Consider the following 12,382-nt stretch of genomic DNA (forward strand, 5'->3'; position numbering starts at 1 on the left):
TTTCATGAGAATGTGTCGGTCCCGCTCACGAATCCCGGAGGTGACGAGCATCGGAATGCGCGTGCTGCTGTCCACCCACGACTCGCGCGGGGCGGTCGAACCGCTCGCAGCGGTCGGGGTTCAGTTGCGGGCGCTCGGCGCCGAGGTTCGGGTGTGCGCACCGCCGGACCGGGAATTCGCGGACTTGCTCGCCGATATCGGCCTGCCGCTGGTGCCATTCGGCGATTCGTGGCGCGCGATGGCGGCAAGCCTCACGCCCTCGGAGGACCAGTTGCGCCGGCACCTGGACGGGCTCGTCGCCGCGCAGTTCGACACCGTGGCCGCCGCGGCCGACGGATGCGACCTGCTGGTGGCGACCGGATTCCCGCCGGTCGCGGCGGGTGCGCGGTCGGTGGCCGAGCGGTTGGGCATCCCCTACGTGTACGTGAGCTACCAACCCACGATCCTGCCGTCGCCCCACCACCTGCCCCCCACCTATGCCGGCCAGCTGCCGGAGGGCCTGATCGACAACCGGGTGCTGTGGCGGACGGACGCGCAGCAGATGAACACGCTGTTCGGCGCGACACTCAACAGTCACCGCGCGAGGCTGGGCCTCCCGCCGCTGGACGACGTCCGCGACTATGCGCTCACCGAGCGTCCCTGGCTGGCGGTGGACCCGGTCCTGAGCCCGTGGCCGGAAAACAGCGGGCTTGACGTGATCCAGACCGGGGCGTGGCTGCTGGCCGACGAACGCCCCCTTCCGCCGGCGCTGTCGGCGTTCCTGGACGCCGGGCCGGCGCCGGTGTACGTGGGCTTCGGCAGCATGCCCATGCGTGCCGCCAAGGACCTTTCCCGGGCCGTCGTCGAGGCCGTGCGCGCGCACGGCCACCGCGCGATTCTTTACCGCGGCTGGTCCGGCCTGGCCCCGATAGACGACCGGGACGACTGCCTCGGTGTCGGCGAGCTGAACCATCGGGCGCTCTTCGCCCACGTCGCCGCCGTCGTGCACCACGGTGGCGCGGGCACCACGACCACGGCCGCGCGGGCCGGTGCGCCGCAGGTGTTGGTGCCCCAGGGCGCCGATCAGCCGTACTGGGCCGCCCGGGTGGCGGAGCTGGGCATCGGCAACGCGCATGACGGCCCGGCTCCGACGGCCGAGTCGCTGGCGGCCGCGCTCGAGCCGGTTTTGACGCCGCAGACCCGCGGTCGGGCGAGCGCGGTGGCCGCGACGATCCGCCCCGACGGTGCGAGCGTCGCCGCGACGCTGATGCTGGAGGGGTTAGGCACCTAAGGCCGAACCGAACACCTCGGTCATGACCTGCCAGTGCCGCTCGGCCGCGGCGGGGTCATAGGGCGTGTTGTCCGGCACCGCGAACCCGTGGGCGGCCGGATACCACTCGATGGTGTGCTGCACGCCGGCCGCGGTCAGCGCCTTGTCGAGCTGCTCGGCGTGGTCGCGGGTGAAGGACGCGTCGTCCTTGGCGCCGCCCACGTAGACGGTGGCGGTGATCCGGTCCGCGAGCAGATGCGGGCTGTCCGCGGTGTCGGTCACCAGCCCGCCGCCGTGGAACGACGCCGCGGCGGCGACGCGCTCCGGGACCCGGCCGGCGACCACCAGGGACGCGCGGCCGCCCATGCAGTAGCCGCACACGCCGAAGCGCTCCCCGCACACCTCCGGGCGGGTCGCGAGGTAGTCGAAGAACGCGGCGGCGTCGCCGGCCATCTTGTCCGGCGTGATGCTGCCGATCATGCCGAACAGGCGCCGGCGTTCCCGCTCGTCGCCGAAGACGGTGGCCATGTCGAACGGGGCCCAATCGCCGCTGCGGTAGTAGACGTCGGGAAGTAGCACGGCGTAACCGAATCCGGCCAGCTTGGCGGCCATCTGGTCGAAGGTGTCGCGCACCCCGCCGGCGTCGCAGTACATGACTACGCCCGGCCAGGGACCGGTTCCCTCGGGGGTGAACAGGCCGACGGGACACGTGCCATCGGCGGTGGTGACGTTGTCGGTGATTTTCGGCATGGCCTCCGTTCTACTCCGGAGGGCTGGACCGATTTTTTTGGCGTCGACCCGCCGCGCCCGGCTTCGCCGCGCTTGCGATCGCCGCGCAATTTTTCAGGCGGCGACCCGCCGCGCCCGGCTTCGCCGCGCTTGCGATCGCCGCGCAATTTTTCTGGCGTCGACCCGCCGCGCCCGGCTTCGCCGCGCTTGCGATCGCCGCTAAGCTGGCCGCGTGCCGGTTCCCACGCCCTACGAGGACCTGCTGCGCGTGGTGCTCGAGCGGGGCACGGCCAAATCCGACCGCACCGGCACCGGCACCCGCAGCCTGTTCGGCCAGCAGATCCGCTACGACCTGTCGGCCGGCTTTCCGCTGCTCACCACCAAGAAGGTGCATCTGAAGTCGGTGGTCTACGAGTTGCTGTGGTTCCTGCGCGGCGACTCCAACGTCGCCTGGCTGCGCGAGCACGGCGTCACCATCTGGGACGAATGGGCCAGTGCCACAGGTGATCTCGGACCGATCTACGGCGTGCAGTGGCGGTCGTGGCCCACGCCGACGGGCGAGCACATCGACCAGATCAGCGCGGCGCTGGACTTGCTGCGCACCGACCCGGACTCGCGGCGCATCATCGTGTCGGCATGGAACGTCGGGGAGATCCCGCAGATGGCGCTGCCGCCGTGTCACGCGTTCTTCCAGTTCTACGTCGCCGACGGGCGGTTGAGCTGCCAGCTGTATCAGCGCAGCGCCGACCTGTTTCTCGGGGTGCCGTTCAACATCGCCAGCTACGCGCTGCTCACCCACATGATGGCCGCGCAGGCGGGGCTGTCGGTCGGCGAGTTCGTCTGGACGGGCGGCGATTGCCACATCTACGACAACCACGTCGAGCAGGTGCGGACCCAGCTTAGCCGCGAGCCGCGGCCGTACCCGGAACTGGTTCTGGCGCACAGGGATTCGATCTTCGACTACACGTACGACGACGTCGTCGTGAAGAACTACGACCCGCACCCGGCGATCAAAGCCCCCGTCGCGGTATGACCCGCGCCGACGACGACGCCAGCGACGCTGGGGTCAAGGAGTGGCGAGTATGACGCAGCTGGGGTTGATCTGGGCTCAGTCGACATCCGGCATCATCGGCCGCGGCGGCGACATTCCCTGGCGGGTGCCCGAGGACCTGGCCCGCTTCAAAGAGCTGACCTTCGGGCACACGGTGGTGATGGGCCGGCGCACGTGGGAGTCGTTGCCGACCAAGGTCCGGCCGTTGCCGGGTCGCACCAATGTCGTACTCTCGCGCCGGGGGGACTTCGTCGCCGACGGGGCGCAGGTCGTCAGTTCGCTCGAAGCGGCCCTCGGCGGTTGCGAGGGCGAGCCGCAGACCTGGGTGATCGGCGGTGAGCAGGTTTATCTGCTCGCCCTGCCGCACGCCACCCGGTGCGAGGTGACCGAGGTCGAAGTCGACCTTCGACGCGACGACGACGACGCGTTGGCCCCGGTGCTCGACGACAGCTGGCTGGGCGAGACGGGGGAGTGGCAGGTCAGCCGCACGGGGCTGCGGTACCGGCTGCACAGCTACCGTCGGGCATGAGCCGTCGGTCTCCGCGCCCGTGACATACTCGGACGCGGGGGTCGGTCTCGACAAAGACATCAATTGCCAGGAGGGGGAATTGGCAGTGATAACCGAACCCACGAAATCGTTCACTCGCATGTTCAGGGGTTATGACCCGACCGCGGTCGACGCCCACATCGAGATGCTGACCACCAAGCAGCAGCTGTTGCTCTCCGACGTGGAGAGCCTGCGGACCCGGTTGAAGGAAGCCGGCGACCAGACGGCCGCGCTGCGCAAGGAGGTCGCGGTCCTCACCGACACCTCACCCTCACCCCACGCGGTGCAGCGGCGGATGGCGCAGATGCTGCGCCGCGCGGTCGACGAGGTTGCCGAGATGCAGGCCGAGGCGCGGAGCGAGGCGGACGCGCTGATCGCGGCGACCGAGGCCGAAGTCGAGGCCGCGCAGCGAAAGCACGAACAGGAGTTGGCGGAGATGGCCGAGCAACGAAAAGCCATGGAAACCGATTACGAGGAAACCAAGAAGCAGCTGGAGGCCGAATTGGCCGAGAAGCGTGCCGAAACCGAGGCGGCGATCGACAAGGCGTGGCGCGACGCCCAGCGGGAGGCCGATCACTACCGCGAGCAGGCCCGCCGCGCCGCCGACGAGGCGATTCAGCAACGGATCAGCGTCCTCGAGCAGTTGATGGGCGTCTACCGCGACCTCGAGGCGGTCCCGGCCGCTCTCGAGTCGGCCTATCAGGAGCAGAAGAACGCGCCGGAGCCCAGCGTCGTGGTGCCGCTGGACCGGAAGGTCAGCACGGGATAGGCGGTTCAGGCCGGGCTCGCCGCGTCGCGGCCGGACCCTGTCGCACCCGGGCGGTATTCTCGGCGCCGTGCCCAGCCGGACCCTGTCGGCCGACCAAGCCCGGCGCATCGCCGTTGCGGCCCAAGGCTTTAGCGAGCCGCGGCCCGCCGGTCCGGTCACCCGCGCCCACTTGAAGCGGCTGATATCGAGAATCCAAGTGCTGCAACTGGATTCGGTGTCCGTTGCGGTGCGCGCCCATTACGCCCCGGTGTTCAGCAGGCTCGGTCCCTACGACCGCGACGTGCTGGATCGCGCAGCCTGGGGGCCGCGGTCGTCGCGGCTGCTGGCCGAGTACTGGGCTCACGAGGCCGCGCTGGTGGCCGTCGACGACTGGCCGCTGCTGCGCTGGCGGATGCGCCAGTACACCCATGGCCGGTGGGGCACCCACATCGTCAAGGCCAATCCCCAGCTCGCCGAGGACATCGTCGCGGCCGTCACCGAGCTCGGGCCCAGCACGGCCGGGCAGATCGAAGCGCACCTCGCCTCGAAATACGCCGCGGAGCCACGCAGGAAGAAGGGCACGTGGTGGAACCGCAGCGACACCAAGTGGGTCGCCGAGGCGCTGTTCGCGGCGGGCGTGCTCACCACGGCCACCCGGGTGGGCTTCGCCCGCCACTACGACCTGGTGGAGCGGGTGCTGCCGGCGAGCGTGCTGGCGCGCGAGGTCGACGACTACGAGGCCGTCCGGGAGCTCACGCTGCGCGCGGCCGGCGCGCTCGGCGTGGCCACCGAGGCGGACATCCGCGACTACTTCCGGCTGTCGGCCCAGCAGGTCAAGCCGGCGGTCGCGGACCTGGTGGCCGCGGGGGATATCGAACGGGTCGAGGTGGACGGCTGGCCCGCGCCGGCCTACCTGCGCACCGGCCGGGCGGTGCCGCGTTCCGACCGGGGCACCGCGCTGTTGTGTCCGTTCGACCCGCTGATCTTCTTTCGGCCGCGGGTCGAGCGGTTGTTCGGGTTTCATTACCGCATCGAGATCTACACCCCGGCGGCCAAGCGCCAATACGGCTACTACGTGTGGCCGCTGCTGATGGACGGGCGACTGGTCGCGCGCGTCGACCTCAAGGCCGACCGGGCCGCCGACACGCTGCGCGTGATGGGCGCGTTCGGCGAGCCGGACATCCCGCGGCCGCGCGTGCTGCGGGCGCTGGCCGGTGAACTGCGGTCCATGGCCGCATGGCTGGACCTGGGCGGGTTCAGCGTCGCCACCCGGGGCGACCTGGCCGCCGACCTGAGGGCGGTGAGCTGATGCGGGCGACGGACAAGGACCTCAAGGACACGCTGTGGAGGGCGGCCAACAAGCTGCGCGGCTCCCTGTCGGCCAGCCAATACAAGGACGCCATCCTCGGGCTGGTGTTCCTCAAGCACTCCTGCGCCGCGCAGTGGGAAGCGTTGGCGCACAACGCGGAACGCGCGGATATCGGCCGGCTCGTCGATGACGCGATGGAGGCCGCGGCGCTGCCCCGGCTGTACGACAGCCTCGACCAACGCCGCCTCGGGGAGCTGCTGCGCCTGCTCGACGCCGCGCCCGTCGGCGAACGAGGACGCGCGCGGGACCTGATGGGCGAGGTGTACGAGTACTTCCTGGGCAACTTCGCGCGCGCGGAAGGGCGGCGGGGCGGCGAATTTTTCACCCCGCCCAGCGTGGTCCGGGTGATCGTCGAGCTGCTGGAACCCTCGGGCGGGCGGGTTTATGACCCGTGCTGCGGCTCGGGCGGGATGTTCGTGCAGACCGAGCGGTTCATCGCCGAACACGACGGCGACCCCGCGCGGGTCACGATTTTCGGACAGGAAAGCGTTGAGCAGACCTGGCGGATGGCCAAGATGAACCTCGCCGTGCACGGCATCGACGACACGGGCCTGGGCGCGCGCTGGGGCGACACGTTCGTCGAGGACCAACACGCCGGCGTGCAGATGGATTACGTGCTGGCCAATCCGCCCTTCAACATCAAGGATTGGGCGCGCGACGAGCGGGACCCGCGCTGGCGCTTCGGTGTTCCGCCCGCCGGCAACGCCAACTACGCGTGGCTTCAGCACATCCTGTCCAAGCTGGCCCCCGGCGGCAAGGCCGGTGTGGTGATGGCGAACGGTTCGATGTCGTCGAACACCCTGGGGGAGGGCGACATTCGCGCGCGAATCGTCGACGCCGACCTGGTGTCGTGCATGGTGGCGCTGCCCGCGCAGCTGTTTCGCTCCACGTCGATCCCGGTGTGTCTGTGGTTCTTCGACACCGACAAGGGCCACCGGTCCGGCCAGGTGCTGTTCATCGACGCCCGTGAGCTCGGCTACCTGATCGATCGCGGCGAACGGGCGCTGACGCACGAGGAGGTGCGGCGCATCGCCGACGCCTACCGCGCGTGGCGCGGATCGGGCTCTACGGCCGCGAAAGACCTTGAATATAACGATGTTCCGGGGTTCTGCGGCTCCGCGTCGATCGGCGAGATCGCCGCGGCCGGCTACACCCTGACGCCGGGACGTTACGTCGGCACGCCCGCCGCCGCGGACGACGGCGAACCGGTCGATCAGAAGATCACCCGCCTGACCGGTGAGCTGCTGACCGCGCTCGACGAATCCGCACGCCTGGAAAGCGTTGTGCGCCAACAACTGGAGCGCCTGCGGTGAAAACCACGCTGGGTGAGCACCTGCTCTTCAGCACCGGCGCGCCGCGGCGAGCGCCCGGCGGGCAATTCCGCGTCTACGGCGCCAACGGGGCCATCGGGTACGCCACCGAACACAACGCGACGGGCCCGCTGATCGTGCTCGGGCGCGTCGGCTCGCAGTGCGGCACCCTGCGGTACTGCGAATCCGACGTCTGGGTCACCGAAAACGCACTGGTCTGCCGGGCCAAGGACGCACGGGACACGCGGTACTGGTACTACGCGATGCAAACCTGCCGACTGGGCGATCACCGATCCGGATCGGGACAGCCGCTGCTCAACCAGCGGATCCTGCGCGACGTGGCGGTGCGCAGCGTGGCGGCCCCGCAGCGGGCGGCGATCGCCGAATTGCTCGGCGCCCTCGACGACAAGGTGTCCGCCAACGAGCGGGTGATCGCGGCCGCCGAGAACCTGATGGTGGCCATCGCGGGGTCGGCCCCCGGGCGCGCGCCGCTGGGCCGCCTGGCGAGCCGGTCGTCGGCGTTCGTCACCGTGGCCGAATTCGACGAGGTGGTCGCGCACTTCAGCCTGCCGGCCTTCGACGACGGGGCGAATCCCCGCGTCGTGAGCGCCGAGTCCATCAGGAGCGGCAAGTACCTCCTCTCGGTGCCCTGCGTCTTGTTCGCGAAGCTGAATCCGCGAATCCCGCGCATCTGGAACGTGGCCGTCCTGCCGCCGGAAATGGCCGTGGCCAGCACCGAGTTCGTCGCCCTGACGCCCACCGGGGTCGACGCCTCAGCCCTGTGGTCCGCCGTGCGCCACCCGCACGTCTCCGACCGGTTGCGGCGGCGGGCGGCCGGCACGTCGGGCAGCCACCAGCGGATCCGGCCGGGCGATCTGCTGGACGTCCGGGTCCCCGACGTCCGGCGCCTGCCGGCCGCGGCCCGGCAAACGATCACCGGCCTGGGGGCGCTGTGCCATGCCCGTCGCACCGAGAGCGCGCGGTTGGCCGCGTTCCGCGACGCGCTGCTGCCACCGCTGATATCGGGTGAACTCCGCGTTCGGCCAGCGCGTTAAGGTGAGCGCCGTGGCCGAGACCGCGCCGCTGCGCGTGCAACTGATCGCCAAGACAGAGTTCCTGGCGCCGCCGGACGTGCCCTGGACCACGGACGCCGACGGCGGGCCGGCGCTGGTGGAGTTCGCCGGCCGCGCCTGCTATCAAAGCTGGTCCAAACCCAATCCCAAGACGGCGACCAATGCCGGCTACCTCAAGCACATCATCGACGTGGGCCATTTCTCGGTGCTCGAACACGCGAACGTGTCGTTCTACATCACCGGCATCTCCCGGTCGCTCACCCACGAGCTGATCCGGCACCGGCATTTCTCCTTCTCCCAGCTGTCGCAGCGCTACGTGCCGGAGGGCGAGTCGCACGTCGTGGTGCCGCCGGGCATGGAAGACGACCCCGAGTTGCGACGGATCCTGACCGATGCCGCCGACGCCAGCCGGGCCACCTACGCCGAGCTGTTGGCCAGGCTGGAGGCCAAATTCGCCGACCAGCCCAACGCCATTTTGCGGCGCAAGCAGGCGCGTCAGGCCGCGCGGGCCGTGCTGCCGAACGCGACCGAGACCCGCATCGTCGTGACGGGCAATTACCGCGCCTGGCGGCACTTCATCGCCATGCGCGCCAGCGAGCACGCCGACGTGGAAATCCGGCGGCTGGCCATCGAGTGCCTGCGCCAGCTCTGGAACGCCGCGCCCGCGGTGTTCGCCGACTTCGAGATCTCGACGCTGGCCGACGGGACCGAGGTCGCGACCAGCCCGCTGGCGACCGAGGCCTGATTCCCGGCGGCCGTGGCAGGCCCGCGCCGTTACTAAAGACCTTGCCGCCGCCAGGTAACCTAAAGACCGTGAGCACCGTCGGATTCGACGCCCCGGCACGGTTGGGAACCGTCCTGACCGCGATGGTGACGCCGTTTGCTCCCGACGGTTCGCTCGACACCGCCGCCGCGGCGCAGTTGGCGAACCACCTGGTAGACGCCGGATGCGACGGCCTGGTGGTCTCCGGAACCACCGGCGAGTCGCCCACCACCACCGATGACGAGAAGCGGGAACTGGTGCGCGTCGTGCTGGAGGCCGTCGGCGACCGCGCGCGCGTTATCGCCGGCGCGGGCACCTATGACACCGCTCACAGCGTCCGCCTGGCAAAGGCCTGCGCGGCGGAGGGCGCGCACGGATTGCTGGTGGTGACGCCCTACTACTCCAAGCCGCCGCAGAGCGGGCTGATCGCGCATTTCACCGCCATCGCCGACGCCACCGACCTGCCGGTGCTGCTCTACGACATCCCGCCGCGTTCGGTGATACCGATCGAGACCGCGACCATCCGCGCGCTGGCCGCCCACCCCAACATCGTGGGAATCAAGGACGCCAAGGCCGACCTGCACGCCGGCGGCCAGATCATCGCCGAGACCGGGCTGGCGTACTACTCCGGTGACGACGCGCTGAACCTGCCGTGGCTGGCCATGGGCGCCACCGGCTTCATCAGCGTGATCTCGCACCTGGCCGCGGGTCATCTCCGAGAAATGTTGTCCGCCTTCGCTTCCGGCGACATCGCCACCGCGCGGAAGATCAACACGACCGTCGCCCCGCTGTGTGACGCGATGAGCCGGCTGGGCGGCGTCACGTTGTCCAAGGCGGGGCTTCGCCTGCAGGGCATCGAGGTTGGCGATCCTCGCCTGCCGCAAATGCCCGCGACGCCCGAGCAGATCGATGCGCTTGCCGCCGATATGCGCGCGGCGTCGGTGCTCCGATGACCCAAAGGGTGGACCGTAAGTGGATGTAGACCTCACCCCTCCTGGTCGGTTGACGAATGGTGGGTTGCGGGTCACCGCGCTGGGCGGTATCAGCGAAATCGGCCGCAACATGACCGTTTTCGAGCATCTCGGCCGGCTGCTGATCATCGACTGCGGGGTGATGTTCCCCACCCACGACGAGCCCGGGGTGGACCTGATCCTGCCGGACCTGCGCCACATCGAAGACCGGCTTGACGACATCGAGGCGCTGGTGCTCACCCATGCGCACGAGGACCACATCGGCGGCATCCCGTTCCTGCTCAAGCTGCGCCCGGACATCCCGGTCGTCGGGTCCAAGTTCACCCTGGCGCTGGTCGCCGCGAAATGCCGTGAGCACCGGCTCAAGCCGGTCTTCGTCGAGGTGACCGAGGGGCAGCGCAGCACCCACGGCGTCTTCGAGTGCCAATACTTCGCCGTCAACCACTCCATCCCGGACGCGCTGGCGATCGCCGTCCACACCGGCGCGGGCACCGTCTTGCACACCGGCGACATCAAGCTCGACCAGCTGCCCCTGGACGGCCGGCCCACCGACCTGCCCGGCTTGTCCCGCCTCGGGGACGCGGGCGTGGACCTGTTCCTGTGCGACTCGACCAACTCCGAGATCCCCGGCGTGGGGCCGTCGGAAAGCGAGGTGGGTCCGACGCTGCATCGCCTGATCCGCGGCGCCGACGGCCGCGTCATCGTGGCGTGCTTCGCCTCCAACGTCGACCGCGTGCAGCAGATCATCGACGCCGCGGTCGCGTTGGGCCGGCGCGTCTCGTTCGTCGGGCGCTCGATGGTGCGCAACATGGGCATCGCCCGCGAGCTCGGGTTCCTGCGGGTGGCCGATTCCGACGTGATCGACATCGGCGCGGCCGAGCTGATGCCGCCCGAGCGGGTGGTGCTGATCACCACGGGCACCCAGGGCGAGCCCATGTCGGCGTTGTCGCGGATGTCGCGCGGCGAGCACCGCAGCATCACGCTGACCGCGGGGGACCTCATCGTCCTGGCGTCGTCGCTGATCCCGGGCAACGAGGAGGCGGTCTACGGCGTGATCGACGAGCTCGCCAAGATCGGCGCCCGCGTGGTCACCAATGCCCAAGCCCGCGTGCATGTTTCGGGGCACGCGTATGCCGGCGAGCTGTTGTTCCTCTACAACGGCGTGCGGCCGCGCAATGTGATGCCGGTGCACGGCACCTGGCGAATGCTGCGCGCCAACGCCAAGCTGGCGGCCAGCACCGGGGTGCCCGAGGAGTCAATCCTGTTGGCCGAGAACGGGGTCAGCGTCGACCTGGTCGCCGGCAGGGCGTCGATCGCCGGGGCGGTGCCGGTCGGCAAGATGTTCGTCGACGGGCTGATCAACGGCGACGTCGGCGACATTACGCTGGGGGAGCGGCTCATCCTGTCGTCGGGTTTCGTCGCGGTGACCGTGATCGTCCAGCGCGGCACCGGGCGTCCGGTGGTCGCGCCGCACCTGCACTCGCGGGGTTTCTCCGAGGACCCCAAGGCGCTAGAGCCGGCCGTGCGCCGGGTGGAGGCCGAGCTGGAAGCGCTGGTGGCCGAGAACATCACCGACCCGGGCCGCATCGCGCAGGCCGTCCGCCGCACCGTGGGCAAGTGGGTGGGCGAGACCTACCGGCGGCAGCCGATGATCGTGCCGACGGTCATCGAGGTCTGACCGTACCTGAGCGCCCGGCGCTACAACTTCTCCGCGTAGGCCGACCATTCGATTTGGGAGGCAGTGAGTTTGCGGCCGGTGGGTTCCACGTAACGCCGGACGAGTTCGTCGGGCCCGGCCTGCTCCAGCAGCCGCCAACCGTATTCCGCGACGAAGGCACCGACTTCCTCGGGCTGCAGGCCGAAGTGCCACAACTGCCGCCGCTGCCGCACGCTGCGGTACAGCGTGCGGGTGCCGTACAGGTTGGTGCCGTCGATGAAATCCCCGCGCACGTAGGTGAATACCAACCGGCTGCCCGGGGCGGCGGCGCGCAACCCCTCCAAGGTCCGTCTGACGGTGGCTTCCGTCAGGTATTGCGTGACGCCCTCGCAGATGAAGAACGCCCGGTAATCGGTGCGGTAGCCGTGCTCGGCCAGGGCGGTGAGCAGGTCGTCGCGCTCCAGGTCCAGCGCCACCTGGCGGACCGACATCGGCGGGCCGCCCAGCACCCGCCGGACCGTCTTGACCTTCCTGGCGATGTTCACCGGCAGGTCGACCTCGAAGACCGGGATCCGCACCTGCCGCGTGAGAAGGTAAGCGCGGGTGTCCAGTCCGGCGCCGAGGATGACGACCGCGTCGATGCCGTCGAGCGCCTCGGCGAGCTTGTCGCCGATGAAACGCTTGCGGCAGGCCAGGTTCGCCCACAGCCCGCGGCCGGACCATTCCGATCCGCGGATCATCAAGCGGCGCAACGGCGCGACCCGCGTCGCGGCCACCAGCCACCGCAGCGGCGGCGGCAGAAACAGCTCGGCCAGGTCGTCGTCCACCAGCCGGCGGGCCGGCGGCTCGTTGTGCTCGACGGCCGCCAGGACCATCGGGCCGAAGGCTGTCTGCGCGGCGGGATTTCGTGCCATA

At 70.0% G+C, this 12,382-nt stretch carries 12 protein-coding genes; 10 read left to right on the forward strand and 2 right to left on the reverse strand.

Annotated elements, in window-relative coordinates:
- Nucleotides 1-55: 55 nt before the first annotated feature.
- The gene (locus A5680_RS01380) at nt 56-1,270 is read left to right on the forward strand and encodes a glycosyltransferase (protein WP_067815317.1); all 1,215 of its coding nucleotides are present in this window, start codon (nt 56-58) and stop codon (nt 1,268-1,270) included.
- Here A5680_RS01380 and A5680_RS01385 read toward each other — a convergent pair.
- The gene (locus A5680_RS01385) at nt 1,259-1,999 is read right to left on the reverse strand and encodes a dienelactone hydrolase family protein (RefSeq protein ID WP_067815320.1); all 741 of its coding nucleotides are present in this window, start codon (nt 1,997-1,999) and stop codon (nt 1,259-1,261) included. The genes A5680_RS01380 and A5680_RS01385 overlap by 12 nt on opposite strands.
- Nucleotides 2,000-2,210: 211 nt before the next feature.
- On the opposite strand from A5680_RS01385, the gene A5680_RS01390 reads away from it, so the two are divergent.
- The 9 genes from A5680_RS01390 to A5680_RS01430 all read left to right on the forward strand — a co-directional run bounded on the left by A5680_RS01390 (nt 2,211) and on the right by A5680_RS01430 (nt 11,488).
- Nucleotides 2,211-3,011 carry a thymidylate synthase gene (locus A5680_RS01390; RefSeq protein WP_067815323.1) on the forward strand — a complete coding sequence of 267 codons (801 nt, stop codon included), beginning with the start codon at nt 2,211-2,213 and terminating at the stop codon, nt 3,009-3,011.
- A gap of 49 nt (nt 3,012-3,060) precedes the next feature.
- Nucleotides 3,061-3,558, forward strand: a complete 498-nt coding sequence (locus tag A5680_RS01395) for a dihydrofolate reductase (protein WP_067815326.1) — start codon at nt 3,061-3,063, stop codon at nt 3,556-3,558.
- An 85-nt stretch (nt 3,559-3,643) separates the two neighbouring features.
- Nucleotides 3,644-4,345: a cell division protein DivIVA gene (locus A5680_RS01400; protein ID WP_067815498.1), complete on the forward strand. Its 702-nt coding sequence runs from the start codon at nt 3,644-3,646 to the stop codon at nt 4,343-4,345.
- Nucleotides 4,346-4,382: 37 nt separating this feature from the next.
- Nucleotides 4,383-5,633 carry a winged helix-turn-helix domain-containing protein gene (locus A5680_RS01405; RefSeq protein WP_197499713.1) on the forward strand — a complete coding sequence of 417 codons (1,251 nt, stop codon included), beginning with the start codon at nt 4,383-4,385 and terminating at the stop codon, nt 5,631-5,633.
- On the forward strand, nt 5,633-7,006 hold the full coding sequence (locus A5680_RS01410) for an N-6 DNA methylase (RefSeq protein WP_067815331.1): 1,374 nt from the start codon (nt 5,633-5,635) through the stop codon (nt 7,004-7,006). Before A5680_RS01405 ends, A5680_RS01410 begins: the two co-directional genes overlap by 1 nt.
- Nucleotides 7,003-8,058 carry a restriction endonuclease subunit S gene (locus tag A5680_RS01415; RefSeq protein ID WP_067815334.1) on the forward strand — a complete coding sequence of 352 codons (1,056 nt, stop codon included), beginning with the start codon at nt 7,003-7,005 and terminating at the stop codon, nt 8,056-8,058. The genes A5680_RS01410 and A5680_RS01415 overlap by 4 nt, the downstream gene beginning before the upstream one ends.
- 10 nt (nt 8,059-8,068) lie before the next feature.
- Entirely contained in the window at nt 8,069-8,821 is a 753-nt protein-coding gene (gene thyX / locus A5680_RS01420) for an FAD-dependent thymidylate synthase (RefSeq protein WP_067815501.1), read from the forward strand.
- A 68-nt stretch (nt 8,822-8,889) separates the two neighbouring features.
- Entirely contained in the window at nt 8,890-9,792 is a 903-nt protein-coding gene (dapA, locus tag A5680_RS01425; RefSeq protein ID WP_055405631.1) for a 4-hydroxy-tetrahydrodipicolinate synthase, read from the forward strand.
- 19 nt (nt 9,793-9,811) lie between these two features.
- Complete coding sequence (locus A5680_RS01430; protein WP_067815337.1) at nt 9,812-11,488, forward strand: ribonuclease J; 1,677 nt, start codon at nt 9,812-9,814, stop codon at nt 11,486-11,488.
- A gap of 20 nt (nt 11,489-11,508) precedes the next feature.
- On the opposite strand, the gene A5680_RS01435 is transcribed toward A5680_RS01430, so the two are convergent.
- Entirely contained in the window at nt 11,509-12,381 is an 873-nt protein-coding gene (locus A5680_RS01435) for an SAM-dependent methyltransferase (protein ID WP_055405633.1), read from the reverse strand.
- Nucleotide 12,382 lies beyond the last annotated feature (1 nt).

This window comes from Mycobacterium sp. E2989 (assembly GCF_001667595.1).
Classification (GTDB): domain Bacteria; phylum Actinomycetota; class Actinomycetes; order Mycobacteriales; family Mycobacteriaceae; genus Mycobacterium.

Excerpts from the sequence above, each read along its gene's own strand:
- A5680_RS01380 (WP_067815317.1), top strand. The coding sequence starts at position 56 with ATGCGCGTGCTGCTGTCCACCCACGACTCGCGCGGGGCGGTCGAACCG.
- A5680_RS01385 (WP_067815320.1), bottom strand. The coding sequence starts at position 1,999 with ATGCCGAAAATCACCGACAACGTCACCACCGCCGATGGCACGTGTCCC.
- A5680_RS01395 (WP_067815326.1), top strand. The coding sequence starts at position 3,061 with ATGACGCAGCTGGGGTTGATCTGGGCTCAGTCGACATCCGGCATCATC.
- A5680_RS01410 (WP_067815331.1), top strand. The coding sequence starts at position 5,633 with ATGCGGGCGACGGACAAGGACCTCAAGGACACGCTGTGGAGGGCGGCC.
- A5680_RS01435 (WP_055405633.1), bottom strand. The coding sequence starts at position 12,381 with ATGGCACGAAATCCCGCCGCGCAGACAGCCTTCGGCCCGATGGTCCTG.